Origin of the sequence: Rhizobium sp. Leaf371 (assembly GCF_001424045.1) — a bacterium.
Lineage (GTDB): Bacteria > Pseudomonadota > Alphaproteobacteria > Rhizobiales > Rhizobiaceae > Ferranicluibacter.
Genome location: NZ_LMQB01000012.1, coordinates 248736 through 264615, shown reverse-complemented (window position 1 = coordinate 264615; position 15880 = coordinate 248736). Strand labels below are relative to the sequence as shown.

Annotated in this window: 15 protein-coding genes; 8 read left to right on the top strand and 7 right to left on the bottom strand. The window is 66.5% G+C overall.

Annotated features, from left to right (window positions below; translation table 11 throughout):
- Nucleotides 1–119 precede the first annotated feature (119 nt).
- Both ASG39_RS09240 and ASG39_RS09235 read right to left on the bottom strand, forming a co-directional pair.
- On the bottom strand, nucleotides 120–1283 hold the full coding sequence (locus ASG39_RS09240; protein WP_062594701.1) for a peptidoglycan-binding protein: 1164 nt from the start codon (nucleotides 1281–1283) through the stop codon (nucleotides 120–122).
- A complete protein-coding gene (locus ASG39_RS09235) occupies nucleotides 1255–2871 on the bottom strand; it encodes a HAMP domain-containing sensor histidine kinase (RefSeq protein WP_156468086.1) in 1617 nt (538 codons plus the stop codon). The genes ASG39_RS09240 and ASG39_RS09235 overlap by 29 nt, the downstream gene beginning before the upstream one ends.
- A gap of 563 nt (nucleotides 2872–3434) precedes the next feature.
- Between ASG39_RS09235 and ASG39_RS09230 the strand changes: the two genes are divergently transcribed.
- Both ASG39_RS09230 and ASG39_RS09225 read left to right on the top strand, forming a co-directional pair.
- Complete coding sequence (locus ASG39_RS09230) at nucleotides 3435–3983, top strand: DUF5330 domain-containing protein (protein WP_082477087.1); 549 nt, start codon at nucleotides 3435–3437, stop codon at nucleotides 3981–3983.
- A gap of 108 nt (nucleotides 3984–4091) precedes the next feature.
- The gene (locus ASG39_RS09225; protein ID WP_062594700.1) at nucleotides 4092–4535 is read left to right on the top strand and encodes a SufE family protein; all 444 of its coding nucleotides are present in this window, start codon (nucleotides 4092–4094) and stop codon (nucleotides 4533–4535) included.
- Nucleotides 4536–4750: 215 nt separating this feature from the next.
- Here ASG39_RS09225 and ASG39_RS09220 read toward each other — a convergent pair whose 3' ends face one another.
- The 3 genes from ASG39_RS09220 to ASG39_RS09210 form a co-directional block, all read right to left on the bottom strand.
- A complete protein-coding gene (locus ASG39_RS09220; RefSeq protein ID WP_062594699.1) occupies nucleotides 4751–5671 on the bottom strand; it encodes a DUF6456 domain-containing protein in 921 nt (306 codons plus the stop codon).
- Nucleotides 5668–6309 carry a helix-turn-helix domain-containing protein gene (locus tag ASG39_RS24515; protein ID WP_244481192.1) on the bottom strand — a complete coding sequence of 214 codons (642 nt, stop codon included), beginning with the start codon at nucleotides 6307–6309 and terminating at the stop codon, nucleotides 5668–5670. Before ASG39_RS24515 ends, ASG39_RS09220 begins: the two co-directional genes overlap by 4 nt.
- Nucleotides 6310–6572: 263 nt before the next feature.
- The gene (locus tag ASG39_RS09210) at nucleotides 6573–7073 is read right to left on the bottom strand and encodes a MucR family transcriptional regulator (RefSeq protein WP_244481191.1); all 501 of its coding nucleotides are present in this window, start codon (nucleotides 7071–7073) and stop codon (nucleotides 6573–6575) included.
- 598 nt (nucleotides 7074–7671) lie between these two features.
- Between ASG39_RS09210 and msrB the strand changes: the two genes are divergently transcribed.
- Nucleotides 7672–8109: a peptide-methionine (R)-S-oxide reductase MsrB gene (gene msrB, locus ASG39_RS09205; RefSeq protein WP_062594698.1), complete on the top strand. Its 438-nt coding sequence runs from the start codon at nucleotides 7672–7674 to the stop codon at nucleotides 8107–8109.
- Nucleotides 8110–8165: 56 nt separating this feature from the next.
- On the opposite strand, the gene ASG39_RS09200 is transcribed toward msrB, so the two are convergent.
- On the bottom strand, nucleotides 8166–8825 hold the full coding sequence (locus tag ASG39_RS09200) for a hemolysin III family protein (RefSeq protein WP_062594697.1): 660 nt from the start codon (nucleotides 8823–8825) through the stop codon (nucleotides 8166–8168).
- 373 nt (nucleotides 8826–9198) lie between these two features.
- On the opposite strand from ASG39_RS09200, the gene ASG39_RS09195 reads away from it, so the two are divergent.
- Nucleotides 9199–10101, top strand: a complete 903-nt coding sequence (locus ASG39_RS09195; protein WP_062594935.1) for a VOC family protein — start codon at nucleotides 9199–9201, stop codon at nucleotides 10099–10101.
- 7 nt (nucleotides 10102–10108) lie between these two features.
- On the opposite strand, the gene ASG39_RS23245 is transcribed toward ASG39_RS09195, so the two are convergent.
- Nucleotides 10109–10399 carry a DUF2798 domain-containing protein gene (locus tag ASG39_RS23245; RefSeq protein ID WP_082477085.1) on the bottom strand — a complete coding sequence of 97 codons (291 nt, stop codon included), beginning with the start codon at nucleotides 10397–10399 and terminating at the stop codon, nucleotides 10109–10111.
- Nucleotides 10400–10538: 139 nt separating this feature from the next.
- Between ASG39_RS23245 and ASG39_RS09185 the strand changes: the two genes are divergently transcribed.
- The 4 genes from ASG39_RS09185 to ASG39_RS09170 all read left to right on the top strand — a co-directional run bounded on the left by ASG39_RS09185 (nucleotide 10539) and on the right by ASG39_RS09170 (nucleotide 15834).
- Nucleotides 10539–11450, top strand: coding sequence for a LysR family transcriptional regulator (locus tag ASG39_RS09185; RefSeq protein ID WP_062594696.1), 912 nt, complete (start codon nucleotides 10539–10541; stop codon nucleotides 11448–11450).
- Between the two features lie 187 nt (nucleotides 11451–11637).
- The gene (locus ASG39_RS09180) at nucleotides 11638–13743 is read left to right on the top strand and encodes a S9 family peptidase (RefSeq protein ID WP_062594695.1); all 2106 of its coding nucleotides are present in this window, start codon (nucleotides 11638–11640) and stop codon (nucleotides 13741–13743) included.
- A gap of 155 nt (nucleotides 13744–13898) precedes the next feature.
- On the top strand, nucleotides 13899–15155 hold the full coding sequence (locus ASG39_RS09175; RefSeq protein WP_062594694.1) for a DUF2254 domain-containing protein: 1257 nt from the start codon (nucleotides 13899–13901) through the stop codon (nucleotides 15153–15155).
- A gap of 103 nt (nucleotides 15156–15258) precedes the next feature.
- Nucleotides 15259–15834 carry a hypothetical protein gene (locus ASG39_RS09170; RefSeq protein ID WP_062594693.1) on the top strand — a complete coding sequence of 192 codons (576 nt, stop codon included), beginning with the start codon at nucleotides 15259–15261 and terminating at the stop codon, nucleotides 15832–15834.
- Nucleotides 15835–15880 lie beyond the last annotated feature (46 nt).

The window sequence follows — 15880 nt, the reverse complement described above, 5'->3', positions numbered from 1 at the left end:
TGCCGTCTCAGGCGCTTGAGGCCGGTCTCTTCACGGGACACGCGAAGTCCCTGCCGGGTTGAGTCCGGAAGCCCCGGCAAACCGCGGCAATCCCTGCCTTTTTCGAAAGAGTCCGCGGCTCAGATCGCCCCGATTTCCTTCATCTTCAGCAGAAGCGCCTGGCTCGGCTCGCCGGTCTCCGGCAGGCGATAGTGCTTTTCGAAATGGCGGATCGCGAGACGCGTCTGGTCGCCCACCACGCCGTCGATCGAGACGTCGGTATAAGCGAGATTGGCAAGCCCCCGCTGGATCGCCATGACCATGCCGGAGCCCTGCCCCGCGGTCGGCGCGGTGCGCACCGGCGCCGGCTCGGCGGAGGCCGTTTCTGTGTCTTTGACGGGGGCTTTGACGGGGGCCGGCTTCGGCTTCGCTTCCGCGCCGCCTTCCGCCGCCCGGATCGCGGCGGCGATCGGGTCGATCTCGACCGTTCCGCCGTCTGCCGATTTTTGCGCGGGCGGAATGGCCGTCGGGCGCGGTGCGGGCGTGATGGTGGCGATATCCGATCCCGATCCCGATCCTGATCCGCGCAGCGCGGCCAGCAGGCCCGCGCTGACGACGCCGGTCTGCGGGCGGCCCTTGGCCTGCTCGAAGCGGCGGATGGCGGCCGTGGTCTTCGGGCCGAGACGGCCGTCGGCCTCGCCGTCGTAAAAGCCGTGGCGGGCAAGCTCCGCCTGCACGGCGCGCACGAGGCTCGCCGGGTCGAGGTCAGGCTGGGACTGGGACTGGGACTGGGGCTCCGGCTCGCCGGGCAGGGTCGCCAGCGTATCGTGCGCGGGGACGCTCGCGGTGCGCTCGCCGGTCGGAGCCGTCTCGGCCGGCATCTGCCCCGGTTCGGCCGCGGCCGTCTGCGGATCGCCCGCGCCACCCTCGCCTTCCCGTCGGATGACGAAGGTCGTGACCTTGCTCGGGTCCGGCACATCCTGCGGGTCGCTCAGCGAAACGCGCGCGGGGTCCGGATGGGTGAAGGGCAGCCGGGTGCGCAGCAGCGGCGACGGGTGGTGGCTCGGCTGGTACCAGAGCGCATTGGCGGCGACGAAACCGAACACGACGGCAAAGGCCGCGCCGCCGCCGAAGATGGCGGGATTGCGCAGCGCAAGGCCGAGCAGGCCGGAGGCCGCCCGCAGCACGATGTTGGGCCGCGACGAGCCCTTGCGCTTCAGCGCGGTCGCGCCTTTGGCACCCGTCCTGGCCTTGGTGGTGGGGGTTTTGCGCCGGTCAGGCTGTTTTCGCGTAGGCTTCGCCATCGGTCGCACCTCCTTTCTCGACGCCGCGCGTCTCGGCATCGGTGGTCCCGGGCGTTGCGCCCGCCTCTGTCCGGCGCGGGTCCTGGGCCTTCAGGCGCGGCGGAAATTCGGCGATGGCCTCGCCACCGTCGGCCTGATCGACATCGCGGATGCCGGAGCCGTCGAGCGGCAGGCTGATCCGGATCGCCGTGCCTTCGCGCACGCGGCTCGAAATGTCGAAACCGCCGCCATGCAGCGCCACCAGCCCCTTGACGAGCGCCAGCCCGAGGCCGGTGCCTTCATAGGCGCGGGTATATTCGTTCTCGACCTGCATGAAGGCCTGGCCGAGATGCGCGAGCTTCTCGGCGGGAATGCCGATGCCGGTGTCGCTGACGGTCAGCCGCAGATCGGCGCCCACCACCTCGGCATCGATGGTGACGATGCCGCCGGCGTCGGTGAACTTGATGGCGTTGCCGACGAGGTTGATGAGGATCTGCTGCACGGCGCGGCGGTCGGCATGGACCTCGCCGACGCCGCGCAGGATGCGGCTTGCCAGCTTCACGCCCTTGGCCTCGGCCTGCAGGCCCAGCATCGCCTCGCAGGCGGAGACGGCATCGGCCACGACGAAGGGCTCGGCGATCAGCTCGTAACGGCCGGCCTCGATCTTGCTCATGTCCAGCATCGTGTTGACGACGGAGAGCAGATGCGCGCCCGACTGGTTGATCAGGGCGACATATTCGCGCTGGCGATCGTTTTCCAGCCGGCCGAAATATTCGCCGGAAAGGATATCGGAAAAGCCGAGAATGGCATTGAGCGGCGTGCGCAGCTCGTGGCTGACGGCGGCAAGGAACCGGCTTTTCGCCTCGTTGGCGCTTTCCGCGGCCTGCGCCTTGGAGGCGGCATCGGCCTTCAGCGCGACTTCGGCCGAGATATCGCGCGACTGGACGAGAATGCCCGACAGGACGCCGTTGTCGACGATGGCCGCCAGTTCGCAGCGGACATGCAGCAGCTGTGCGCCGCCTTCGGTCATCGAGCCGCGCTCGAGCCGCAGCTCGACCGTTTCGCTGCCGGCGCCGAGCCGGATGGCGTCGATGGCGCGCAGGAAGCCGATGCGGTCGGAGACGTGGATCTGCTCGATGAAGCCGCGGCCCGCGGGGTCGCGCATCCAGGCGAGGAAGGCGGACGCATCGCGGCCGTGCACGGCGGTGACCGAGCCGCGCAGATCGTGCAGCGTCACGAGGCCGGCGAAGAGATCATAGGCGGGCGCGGCATCCGCCGTCGGCAGAGGTGCCGGCAAAACGGTCGCAGGGGCGCGGCCGGCAAGGCCGACGGCGCAGAGACCGCCGACCAGCGTCAGCGCGCCGACGAGACCGGCACCGACCGGCAGCGCCAGCGACAGCGGCAGAACGGCGGCCAGCGCCAGCGGCGCGACGGGAAAGGCGATGAGGGCGGAGGCGGCGACGGTGCGCAGCGCCGAGAGTTCGCGGGCCGTCGGTGCCGGACGCGGCAACCAGAGCCTGGCGGCATCGTCCACGCGGGACGCAAACCTTCCAGCGATGTTCCGCACAATTGTCACGCCCGACCCTGCATTTTTTGTTGCCCGGAACATCCTGCCCCGGTCTCATGAGGTGCCGCGGCGATCGTTTCGCGTCGCTCCCGAAGGGGCGCTGGCGATCGCTGTCGGCATGGGGCGAATGTCTCACCGGCGGCTTAATGAAACTCTAAGTGAGACGGCTCGACGTGTTGCAAAACGGCTTCACCGGCCTTCCGGAGCCCGAATCGGACGCCCTTCGTTTGTTGTGGTTAACGTCGCGTAACCGTTGAAATATTGGTGTTTTTCGAGTTAATTTAACGCCTGTGGCAGGAGACGACGCTGCGGGAGGCCGCATTTGCAGGGGCTTTGGACCAGGCCCCGCCTTGACCCTTAACGGAATTGGCTCAAATGCCCCTCAAATGCGTGTCAAAAGCAGATCGATCGAATTTTATGAAACATCGCTTCAAATACAGGTCTCGTTTTCAAGGCCGTGTTGGAAGAGGCGCACTAGATTGATGTTCAGCCGCCCTGCACCCTGTCATCGGGCATCCTGTCATCGGAACCGTCGAAAGACAACGGTGAGGGAAGCGAACAGGGCGCGCGGGACAGGTGCGTGAACGTCAAGAACGGGGTCGACCATGTGGTTTCTGATCAAGGCAGCATTCTGGTTTTCGCTGGTGCTCGTGCTGCTGCCGATCTTCGGCACGGAGGACGCGGCGCAGACGACGCCGCAGACGACCGCCGGCGTCGATATCGGCGACACGGTGTCGGCCGCCAGCCAGGCGATCGGCTATATCAGCGCCATCTGCTCCGAGAAGCCGGATGTCTGCGTCAAGGGTGCCGAGACCTTCAACGCGCTCGGCCACCGCGCCAAGGATGGCGCCCGCATCGCCTATCAGCTGCTCGAAACCCAGTTTGCCGATGAGACGACCGCGCAGGCCGGCGCCGCTTCGGGCGACGCCGTGACCACCGGAACCGTGCCGGCCGCCCGCAAAGGCGCATCGGAACAGGCGCTTCCCGTTGCCGCCGCGCCGGCTGCGTCCGCGCCGCAGACGCCGGAAGAGGTCATTCGCGCCAGCGAGCAGGCGAATGAGCAGGCTGGCGAGCAGACTAATGAGGATCTTGGCTTCACCCGCATTCCCGTTCCGGAAAAGCGCATTCCGCCGAAGCCGCATCGCGCGTCGTGAGCAGAGGCGCGAAGCCCGCAAAAGAGGCTTTCCAAGGAGGCCGCAAAGGCCGTTTCGCGCGCCGCGTCCCGGCTTCTCAAGCCGCTTGCGATCCCTTATAGAGACGGCATGACCGATGCCGCCGCCTTCACGCCGACGCCCCTTTCCGACATTCTCGAGAATTGCGCCTATCTCGACGACTGGCAGGACAGGATGAGCTATGTCATCGAACTCGGCCGCACCCTGCCCGTCCTGCCGGAGGACAAGCGCACGGCGGAGAACAAGGTGCAGGGCTGCGCGAGCCAGGTCTGGCTCGTGACCCACGCGGCAGACGGCGGCGATCCGGTGCTGACCTTCGAGGGGGAGTCCGACGCCCATATCGTGCGCGGCCTCGTCGCCATCGTGCTCTCGATCTTCTCCGGCAAGACGGCCTCCGAGATCGTCAGGACCGATGCGCTCGACCTCTTCGGAAAGATGGGCCTCATCGAATTCCTTACCGCCCAGCGCGCCAACGGCCTGCGCTCGATGGTCAAACGCATCCAGGACCAGGCGGCGCTTCGCCTGAGGGGTTGACCGGGGTCTGTCGGTAAATTTGTCGGTGACTGTCTCTCTGGGCTGCGGACGGGTCACGTTTCCTGACCTGACGGACGGTCGGTCGCCGGCGCCCGGCGCAAGGCCGGAATGACGGAGGGTTGGGGCCTGTTCTCCGCCTTGCCGCTCTCGGCTCTCGGGTGTCGCCTCGCGCATCACAGCGTCCGGCTCACCGCTCACAACTCACAACTCACAACTCACTCCTCACCCCTTCCCCCCATGTCCGGGCGAAACCCTTCCGCGCCCCAGGCGCGGGTGCGGCGGGTCGGCGGGGGCGGTGGGGCGTAGTGGCGGGCAAGGGCCATGAGGGCGGCGCGGAGCAGGAGCTTGGCCGAGCGCGCCGGCCACTGGCGTTCCCGCTCCACCGTTTCCAGCCCCTTTTCGAAGCCGCAGACGTCGATGGCGACGCCGCAGAGTTCCGGGCCGATGGCTTCCATGGCGCGGGCCACACGGGTGCGCGCGGCGATCGCGCTGTCGGCGATCTCGCCGCCGCCGCTGCTGCCCTTCGTGCGCGTCGACAGGCGCGGCTCGTAGGCCATGGTCAGGCGTGGCTGGAGCTGCGCGCGGGTGAAGTCGCGGTGCAGGCGCTGTCCGGCCTCCAGCGCTTCCGGCGGCAAGAAGGGCCGGCCGGATTTGTCCCTCAGCCGGCCGATGGGCGCGAGCGGCGATTCGGCGAGATTGATGTGCACCGTCTGCCGGCCGGCCGCGGTCTCCAGCGTGGCGGAAGCGATCTGCCGGTGCTGGCCGGCATAGGCGTCGTCCGGATCCGACAGCGCCCGCTTGAGAAAGCCGACGGCGGGGGGCAGGAGCCGGTAGAGGCCGGCCGCATCCGGGCCCGAGACGAGACCGAGGGACACGGCGCTGCGCAAGACGGCCGGCGGCACCGTGCGTTTCGCGCCGTCCGCTCGGGTGACGACGCTCTCGGCGCCCTCCTCCGCGACGGAGAAAGACACGCTCACCGGATCGGCCGCGTCCGGAGCGCCCGCCTGCTCCGGGCTGCCCCGACGGCCGCCGAGGAGATGCCGGACGAGCCGGACGAGGCCGGCGCGGGTGGCAAGGGTGGCAAGGGTGGCAAAGGCCTCGCGATCCTGCGCAGAGGCGGGATGGCCGCGCGTCATGGTGCGACACCCTGCTCGACGGCTGCGGCCGGCGGGAAGACGGCGCCGATGATGCGCTCGATGGTGGAGACGAAGTCGTCGAAATCGGCCGCGTCGCGCCGGTCCTCGACCACATGGCAGGAATAGCTGACGGTTGAGCGATCCCGACCGAAGGCGATGCCGATATCGGTGAGCGTCACCTGCAGCACGACATGGCTGACATACATGGCGATCTGGCGGACATGCACCATCATGCGCCGGCGGTCGCGGCGCAATTGCGGGCGGTCGCCGACCATCATGGTCAGCTCCTCGACCACCTCCGCCACCATGCGGCAGCGGGCCTGCGCCAGCGGATCGGGCGCGCCGAGATCGGGAACCTCGGAAATGCGGGAGGTCTGGACCAGAGGCTCCGACGTTTCCGGCGCGACATCCGACGCGACATCCTGCCCACCGGCAAAGATCGACTTGCATTCGGGCGCGCGGGCCGGCGGGAGCGTGCGGCAAGAGACCGCGCGGAGCGACACGATCGGCGCGGGCGGGAGACTCGCTGGGAAGCCGGGCGGGAAATCAAGCCGGAAGCCGGGCCCGAGGGTGGGCGGGAGGCTCGCGAGGACGAACGGCTTGAAATCAAGGCCTTGGGCAGCATGAGGCATGGTCATCGCAGGTCTCCGTTATAGGAATAGTTTCACATATCCTATGTCGAAGATGAAACGAGCGCTACAACCCGGCCGCAACTTTCTGTTGAATTACAGAGACTTTCCGATAGGTCTCTGAATCATATAGGCATTTTTTCCTTATTCAAGGACGCGAATATTCTTGACTTCGAATGAACATGAAAAAGCCGGGTCGGAAAGGATCCGGCCCGGCATGCATAAGAGACGTGACGGCAATTCCCGTCCGTCTTCCGGCCCTGAGGGAGGCCTTATTTGGCGGCGCGCTTGCGGCGCTGGCCGAGGCCCATTTCGCGGGCGAGGCGCGAGCGCGCTTCGGCATAGGCCGGGGCGACCATCGGATAATCCTGCGGCAGTTCCCACTTCTCGCGATAGTCTTCCGGCGACAGCGCGTGATGGGTCATCAGGTGGCGCTTCAGCGACTTGAAGTTTCCACCGCATTCCAGGCAGGTGATCTGCCCGTCCTGCACCGACTTGCGCACGGAAACGGCCGGCTTCGGCTTTTCGACGGCAGCGGCGACCGGAGCCGGCGCGCCGGTGTTGTTCAGCGCATTGTGCACGTCGCCGATGAGGGTCGACAGTTCCGAAACCGGAACGACATGATTGCTGACATAGGCGGCGACGATTTCGGCGGTCAGTTCCACCAGCAGCTCGTTGCCGTGTCCTGCAGAGCCCTGACCGGCGTGGCTTGTGTGACTATGGCCGGCGTGGCTGTTTGCCGTCGCGCTCTGTCCTGCCATCTGTTCGCTCATTTTGTTCTCCTTTCGGGCGATATCTCGTTTCGCCCACGGATCCGCAGGCACTGGCTGAAAGCATCAATGCTCCATGGAGACGCCATCGATTCCGGCGCAAGCCGGGGCGATGGCATCAGAAGGGAACGACCGAGTTACTTGCTTGAAGCTTTTGCATTCCCCGTCGCGTAACTTGACAAAACCTCGGAATGACAACCCAATTCTGTCGATTTATTGTCGCGGCGGTACCGTGCAGTATTTTCAGTCTCAGACACTTTGCTGATACTCGAATAACATTCACCCCAAAAATGTCAAACACGTTTTTCAATAGTCGCAAGACTTGACGACAGAAATCCGTCCCGGCATCGCAGTTACCGGAAGCAATCACCGTATATCTGTACGCTTTTATCTATCAAGGCGGGCAAGCTGCGGTCAGTTCTGCCCGTCCACCTTGAGCAAGGGCGGAAATTTTCTGCAACCAGGGATTCCCGCAGCGATTCGTCGGCTGCATATAAGCAGCGGATACTATGCAGGGTCGTGGTCTGCCGTTGGAATGCCGGCTTTGTTTGGCCGATCGGCGTTCCTATATGAAGTGCAGTGTGAAGATGAGGAGCACGATATGAGCGAACATCACCCGAATGCCGCCGCCGAGCCTGCGAACCCCGGGCTGAAGGTCGTGAAGAGCGATGCGGAATGGCGCGAACAGCTGACGCCGGACCAGTATCGCGTCACGCGCCAGCACGGAACGGAGCGCGCATTTTCCAGCCCGGACTTCGCGCTCGGCAAGCCCGGCACCTATCGCTGCGTGTGTTGCGGCAAGGCGCTTTACGATGCCCGCACGAAGTTCGATTCCGGCACCGGCTGGCCGAGCTTCTTCCAGCCGCTGGAGCCGGACGCCGTGACGCAGGTGACGGACCGCTCCTACGGCATGACGCGGACGGAGGTGAAATGCGCCGATTGCGACGCGCATCTCGGCCATGTCTTCCCCGACGGCCCGGCCCCGACCGGCCTGCGCTACTGCATGAACGGCGTGGCGCTGACCTTCGAGCCGGCCTGAGACCCGGCCAGAGAGCTGGCCTGAGACCCGGCTGAGCGGAAAAACGGGGCGGCGCCTTAAAGGGCGCCGTTGCCGATGACGGAAAAGACGGCCGAGAAATGCACCGCCGCCGCGGTGACGACGAAACCGTGCCAGATGGCGTTCTGGAAGCGCAGCCGCTCCCATACATGGAAGATGACCCCGGCGGAATAGATCACGCCGCCTGCCAGGATGAGCAGCATGGTGGCACCGTCGAGCGTGGCGAGCAGCGGCCCGACGGCGAGCACGCCGCTCCAGCCCATGGCAAGGTAGAGCACGATCGCCAGCCTGTCATAGCGGCCGGGGAAAACGCATTTCAGCGCGACGCCCAAAGCGGCGATCATCCAGATGCCGACGAGCATGACGGCCAGAAACGGATCGTTCCAGCCGCTCTGCAGGAAGGGCGTGTAGGTGGCGGCGATCAGGATGAAGATCGAGGAATGATCGAACCGGCGCAGCAGCCATTTGGTGCGCGAGACCGGCCACATATTGTAGACGAAGGAGATCGACAGGGTGGCGACGAGGCCGGCGCCGTAGATCGCGGCGGCCGCGATCTGTCCGGCGGTGCTGGCCGCGCTGGCATGGACCAGCAGGATGGTAACACCGACGAGCGCGCAGGCAAGTCCGATGCCATGGACGATGCCGTCCGCGATCATCTCGCTGCGGTCGTAGTTCCACTTGATGCCTTGGATCTCCACGCGTGCTTCGTCTCCAGATCGTTTCGAGTATCAGGCTACGCAACCGCTGCCCGTTTGGCGAGCCCCTGCGCGGTGCGCGGCCGTCACTTTCGGTGACGGCTCGACTATCGGTGCCGATGCGGGCGGGAGCATGGCGGAGACCGTGTCCGGTAGCGATATCGGGACGAGATTGTCAACGGAGCCGAGACGATCCATCGCCGTTCCCGAGGATTTCGCGCGGCGGGCAAGAGGTGCATAGTCGGCCCGACCGAACGGGAACCCTGCCATGGACACTCTGCGCCGACGCCGCCTGCTGCACATGACGGGGCTCGCGCTCACCCTGCCCGGCGCCTTTTCCCCATTTCCCGCTGGAGCGACCGAGATGACCCCTTCCATGACTGCGCGCGGCTCTTCCGCCGACCATCCCCTTGGGCCCGAACATCCGCTCTCCATGCCGGCCTTCGTCGATCATGCCCGGCTGGTGGTGCGCGACCTGCCGCTCGTTTCCTCCTGGTATCAAAGGGTCATGGGGCTGAGCGTGATCGAGCGGCAGCCGAGCGGCGAGACGCTCGGCGTCGGCGGCCGGCCGCTGCTCACGCTCACCACGTCGGGCCAGGCGGCCATCGCGCCGCGCAATGCGCCGGGCCTGTTCCACACGGCCTTTCTCGTGCCGGACCGGGCAGCGCTCGCCCGCTGGCTCGCCCATGCCGCGGGCCAACAGGTGGCATTGCAGGGCGCGTCCGACCATCTGGTCTCCGAGGCGATCTATCTCGCCGATCCCGAGGGCAACGGCATCGAGGTCTATCGCGACCGGCCCCGTGCCGACTGGACCACCCTGCCCGATGGCATGGTGCAGATGGCGACACTGCCGCTCGACCTGCAGACGCTCTACGACGAGGGCGTGAGCCTTTCCCGGGGAGAGACCGCCTGGGGCGGAATGGATGCGGGAACGGCGCTCGGCCATCTCCATCTGCAGGTCTCGGACCTGCCGCAGGCAAACGGCTTCTTCCGCGATGTGCTGGGCCTCGACATCGTCTCGACCTATCCCGGCGCGAGCTTCTTTTCGACCGGCCGCTATCACCATCACCTCGCCGCCAATATCTGGAACACGCGCAACGCGCCGCGCCGCGCTGCGGATATGACCGGGCTCGGCACCTATGCGCTGCGCTTCAACGACGCCTCCGCGCTTGAGACGGCCCTCGCCGCCCTCGACCGGCTGGAAATCCCCACCCGCCGCGATGGCGACACCGTCTCGCTCACCGACCCCTTCGGCATCGGCCTGACGCTGTCGCTTTAAGCTCTCGTCATCCGGCGCGCCGGATGACGAGGGATGTCAGGCGGAGCGCGATCGGGCGGACGAGGAGCACGCTGACGAAGGCGGCGGGCATGGCGATGATGTAGGCTGCGAGAACGCGGCGCGGCAGACCGCCATCGATGCCGCTATTGGCGGCGACGATGATCCAGCACATGATGAAGGCCATGATGCCCGCCATGAAGAAGGCGAAGACATAGGGCGTCAGGGTCGGCGACAATCCGGCTCTTGGCCCGGCTCTTGACGACGAGAGCTGCGATTTGGGGGGTGTTGCGGTGGGCATGATGGCTCCTGTCCTTGCGGTTGTTCGAAACGGTGTTGCCCTTTCCTACGCTTGAAGACGATGCTTGATTAGTGGCTTGCACGCACGAATAATCTGAAGCAAAACTTTCGAATGGCCGGGATCGAAGGAGCGCTCAGCTATGGATAGCCTTCGCGGCATCGAGAGTTTCGTGCGCAGCGTCGAGATGGGCAGCATCGCCGCCGCCGCCCGGCTGCTCGGCATCAGCCCTGCCGCCGCCAGCCAGAACATCGCCCGGCTGGAGCGCGATCTCGGCGTGCGCCTGCTGCAGCGCACGACCCGCCGGCTGGGGCTGACGGACAGCGGCGAGGTCTATTTCGAGCGGGTGCGCCATGTGGTGCACGAACTGGAGGCGGCCGCCACCGCCGTCTCCGCGCTCAACGACCTGCCGCGCGGCCGGCTCACCATCTCCGCCTCCGTCGCCTTCGGGCGCCATGTCATCGCGCCGCTCATTCCCGGCTTTGCCAGCCTCTACCCGCAGCTCTCCGTCGAGCTCGTCATCACCGACCGGGCGATCGATCACATTGCGGAAGGCATCGACATCAGCGTGCGGTTCGCCGAGCAGCTGGAGCCGTCGCTGATCGCCCGCCGGCTCGTCACCGTGCCGATGATCATCTGTGCCGCGCCCGACTATCTCGCCCGGCGCGGCCATCCGCAGAGGCCGGAGGATCTGGTGCATCATGATTGCCTGCTCTACCGGCTGGCCACCGATGGCCGCCTGTTCCGCTGGACGTTCCTGCGCGACGGCACGCTCTACGAGCCCGACATCCAGGCGCGGATCATCAGCAACGATATCGACACGCTGACCACGATGGTGCTGGCCGGCGCCGGCATCGCCCGCCTCGGCGCCTTCATCGCCGACGATCTCATCGACAAGGGGCTGGTGGTGCCGCTGTTCGGAAACGACGCGGCGCATACGCCGTTCACCTTCTATGCCTGCATGCTCGACCGCCACAGCGCCACGCCGAAAATCCGCGCCTTCATCGATTATGCAGTGGCGGCCCTGTCGTCGCGCTGGCGCGCGGCTGCCTGAGGCGACGTGTCCCGCGCTTTGCCGCTTGAATGCACCGGCTGCGGCATCTATGTCCGGAGCACCCCCGAGCCTGTTCGGGTGAGCATGTCCGGGGCGGAGCGTGTCGCTTTGCCACGGACGATGCGGCCAATCGAAACGATGGCGCTGGTCCCCGAACCGGACAGCGCTCTGCCCCCCGGAGATCGCATTGTCCGACAAGACCCCCGTCTTTTCCGCCCTGCCCGCCGCACCCGTCGCGGCTAGAAAGCCGCTGAGCGACACCCGCCACGGCATCACGCGCACCGACGACTATGCCTGGCTGCGCGCCGACAACTGGCAGCAGATGTTCCGGGACACCTCTATTCTCGATCCCGAAATCCGCGCGCATCTGGAGGCAGAGAACGCCTATATGAAGGCGGCGATGGCGGATACCGAGGCGCTGCAGAAGACGCTGTTTGCCGAGATGAAGGGCCGCATCAAGGAGGACGACAGCTCCGTGCCGATGAAGGACGGACCGTTCGCCTATGGCACGTCCTTCGTCACCGGCGGCGAGCAGCCGCGCTATTTCCGCGAGCCGCGCGCGGGCGGCGACCGCGTCGTGCTGCTCGACGGCGACAGGGAGGCCGCCGGCAAGGACTATTTCCGCCTGTCCGGCATCGACCACTGCACCGACCATTCGCTCGGCATCTGGGGCTATGACGACAAGGGGTCGGAATATTTCACGCTGCGCATCCGCGATCTCTCGACCGGGGCCGACCTCGAAGACGTGATCGACAACACCGGCGGCGGCGGCGCCTGGGCGCCGGACGGCCGCAGCTTCTTCTACACCGTGCTCGACGAGAACCATCGCCCGTCAAAAATCTTCCACCATGTCGTCGGCACGCCGCAGGCGGACGACCGGCTGGTCTACGAGGAAGAGGATGCCGGCTTCTTCATGGGCGTCGGCGCCTCCATGCTGGACGACGTCATCTATATCGACATCCACGACCACGAGACGAGCGAATATCTGCTGATCCCGACCTCGGACCTTCATGCCGAACCCAGGCTGGTCGCCGCGCGCGAGACCGGGCTCGAATATTCCCTGACCGAAGGCGGCGACGTCTTCTACATCCTGACGAATGCCGACGGCGCCAAAGATTTCAAGATCATGGAAACGCCGGTCGACACGCCGGAGCGGGAAAACTGGCGCGAGGTGGTGCCCCATACGCCGGGCCGGCTGATCCTCAACCACATGGCCTTTGCCCGCCACCTCGTCTGGCTGGAGCGCGAAAACGGCCTGCCGCAGATCAAGATCCGCGACCGGCGCACAGGCGAGGAACACGCGATTGCCTTTGCCGAAGAGGCCTTCTCGCTCGGCCTGTCCGGGGCCGGCGAATACGACACCGACGTCATCCGCTTTTCCTATTCCTCGATGACGACGCCGAGCCAGCTTTACGACTACGACATGACGACGCGCGAGCGCACGCTTCTGAAGACGCAGGAGGTGCCCTCCGGTCACGATCCGGACGACTATGTGACGCGCCGGGTGTTTGCGCCCTCGCATGACGGCGCCTCCGTGCCGGTGACGCTGCTCTACCGCCGCGACACCCCGCTCGACGGCTCCGCGCCCTGCCTGCTCTATGGCTACGGCGCCTATGGCATTTCCATTCCCGCCTCGTTCAACACCAATTGCCTGTCGCTGGTCGATCGCGGTTTCGTCTATGCCATCGCCCATATCCGCGGCGGCAAGGACAAGGGCTTTGCCTGGTACGAAGACGGCAAGATGGAGAAGAAGACCAACACGTTCAAGGACTTCATCGCCGCGGCCGATTATCTGAGTCAGGAGCGCTTCACGTCTTACGCGAACATCGTCGCCGAGGGCGGATCGGCCGGCGGCATGCTGATGGGCGCGATCGCCAACATGGCGCCGGAAAAGTTCGGCGGCATCATCGCGGCCGTGCCCTTCGTGGACGTGCTCAACACCATGCTCGACGACACCCTGCCGCTGACCCCGCCGGAATGGCCGGAATGGGGCAACCCGATCGATGACGAAGCGGCCTACCACCACATCGCCGGCTATTCGCCCTATGACAATGTGGACGCGAAGCCCTATCCCGCGCTGCTGGCCCTCTCCGGCCTCACCGACCCGCGCGTGACCTATTGGGAACCGACCAAATGGGTGGCGAAGCTGCGCGAAAAGGCCACCGGCGACCAGCCGATCCTGCTGAAGACCAATATGGGCGCCGGCCACGGCGGCGCCTCCGGCCGCTTCCAGCGACTGGAAGAGATCGCCTTCGAATATGCCTTCGCGATCAAGGTGGCGCGGAAGATGTGAGGGGACGCGGAAGACGGGCCTCGCCCCGCCTTCTGACGCCTGCCTCCCGAATCTCGCCTTATCATGAACATGGGCCGTCTCGAAAACAGGCCGTCGCGCCCTATCCTTAGGGCTGCGGCGGCGATCATTCCGGTCGGTCCGGTTCGGGGGGTCTCATGCTCAGGTCGAAACGTCTCTGGCAGGTGGTGCGGCTGTCGCGGCGGCTTTGGGTGCGGGCGACGCTCTATTGCCTGGCCGGGGTTGCGACCGCGCTTGTCGCCATCCTGCTCGGGCCGTTCATTCCGGAAGAGATGACGAAGGCGTTCGGGGCGGATGCGGTCGATCCGATCCTCAGCATCATCGCCTCCAGCATGCTCGCCGTGACCACCTTCTCGCTCTCGACGCTGGTGGCCGCGACCTCGGCGGCCGCGAGCAGCGCGACGCCGCGGGCGACCAGCCTGCTGCTCGAGGACACCACCGCGCAGCGGGCGCTCTCGACCTTTCTCGGCACCTTCCTGTTTTCGCTGGTCGGGCTGATCGCGCTGCATGCCGGTCTCTATGGCGGCGGCGGGCGGCTGGTGCTGTTCATCGTCACGCTCGGCGTCATCGCCGTGATCGTGCTGACGCTGCTGCGCTGGATCGACCATCTTTCGACGCTCGGCCGGGTCGGCGAGACCATCGACCGGGTAAAAACGGCGGCGATGACCGGCATGCGCGACCATCTGGAAGATCCGCTTCTCGGCGGCGCCCCCGCAGGCGTCACGCCGCCCGGCGCCGTGCCGGTCTCGCCCATCAAGGTCGGCTATCTCCAGCATATCGACATGCCGCACTTGCAGGCGCTTGGCGAGGCGCGCGATCTCGACCTCTATCTCACCGCGCGGGCCGGCGCCTTCTGCGCGCCGGGCACGCCGATGCTGTTCGTGCGGGCCCGCGCGGGCGGCGGTCCGGACGAGACGATAACGCAGGCCATTCTCGACGCGCTGACCATCGGCCCGCGCCGCACCTTCGAGCAGGATCCGCGCTTCGGGCTGATCGTGCTGGCCGAGATCGCCTCGCGCGCCCTCTCGCCGGCCGTCAACGATCCGGGGACGGCGATCGACGTGATGACGACGATGGTCGAGGTGCTGGCCGTGGAACCGCGCGCCGACCATCTGCGCGCGACGCCGGACTTCCCGCGCGTGCACGTCTCCCCGATCACGCTGCGGGATATGTTCGAGGATGCCTTCCTGCCGATTGCCCGCGACGGCGCCGAGAACCCCGACATCGCCATCCGCCTGCAGAAGAGCCTGCGCGCGCTCGCCAACCTGCCCGGCGGACGCCTGCACACCATTGCCCGCGAGATGGCGGAGGCATGCCTGGCGCGCGCGCTGGAAAGCCTATCCTTCGAGCCGGATCGCGCACGGCTGAAGCGGGAGGCTTTCGTGGCGGTTTGACCCGCGTTCCCGCCCGGCCATAGCGCCGGACCCGAACCGCCTCTGCAAGCCTCGCGCAGGTCCTGTCCTTTAGGTCATCCTCATACGCAGGAAGGATCGCGCCATGAAGATCGCCGACAGCCGCATCACGCCCTACAGGACCCCTTCGAACCGGCCGAGCGCGGGTTTCGACCCGCGCCAGATCGACGCCTCCTTTTCCGGCGGGCAACCGGGTGCGCTGAACCGCGATGCGGCCGGCGGCGCGGGCCGCTCCGGCGCCGGCGACGACATCGGGGCCGTCGTTGCCACCGATCCCACGGTCAGCCTCTCCGCCGCCTTCTGGGCGATCAATGCGGAGAAGCGGACAGCGCGTGCCGAAGACGACAGGAAGGCCGTGCAGGCGGTCGCCGATCGCGCCGCGGACAAGGCCGAAACGCGAAACGCCTTCCTGGACTGGGCGGGAAAATCGCTTGCCGAGACGATCCGGGCGCAGGTTCTGGAAAAGCACGGACAGACGGAGGGGACCCTCGCCCAGATGGATCCCGAGGCGCGCAAGGCGATCGAGCAGGAGATTGCGGACGCCATCAAGCAGCAGGCCGGTCTTGACGTCGACGAGACCAGCGTCCTGGCGCAGGTGGCATTGCCGGCCGAATTCCAAGCTGTAACCCGGCCTGTAACCCGGCCTATCCGCGCGGACTGACCGCCCTTTCATGCCGCCGCCCCGCACCCTATCTAGAGGTCCCGGT